This is a genomic window from Alcanivorax profundi, from assembly GCF_003597125.1.
In the GTDB taxonomy this organism is placed as follows: domain Bacteria; phylum Pseudomonadota; class Gammaproteobacteria; order Pseudomonadales; family Alcanivoracaceae; genus Alcanivorax; species Alcanivorax profundi.
The window spans coordinates 1-401 of record NZ_QYYA01000160.1 but is presented as its reverse complement, the minus strand read 5'-3'; the positions used below and the strand labels follow the sequence as shown (position 1 = coordinate 401).

Genomic DNA, 401 nt, shown 5'->3' with positions numbered 1-401 from the left:
TCATCCCCATCGTCGCCGTCGTCGCCATCGTCGCCGTCATCCCCGTCGTCGGAGTCGTCATCGCCGTCATCGTCGGAATCGTCATCGCGATCATCATCCCGGTCATCATCGCGCCCGCCGGATCGTCCGCTGCGGAGATCGTCCGGGCCGTCATTGTCCTGACGCCGGGCGGGATCGCGCAGCAGGTCACGCAGGACCTCGCCATAGCGCGGATCGACCACGGTTTCGCGGGTCACCGTGCCCCGCCGGGAGATGATCCGGACCCGGCCCAGCCAGGTGCGGCTCAATCGCTCGATAATAAAGCCTTCGTCCTGGATCCGGTCCAGGACCGCGCGGGTCGGATCCGATTGCGCAAGGACGGGCCCGGCGGCGAGGGCCGCGCCGAGCTGCGCAATGAAATG

Annotated in this window: 1 protein-coding gene; it reads right to left on the bottom strand. The window is 67.8% G+C overall.

Features of this window, described 5'->3' with window-relative positions:
- The coding region (locus D4A39_RS17920; protein ID WP_199699510.1) for a hypothetical protein at positions 1–401 on the bottom strand (401 nt) is incomplete at both ends.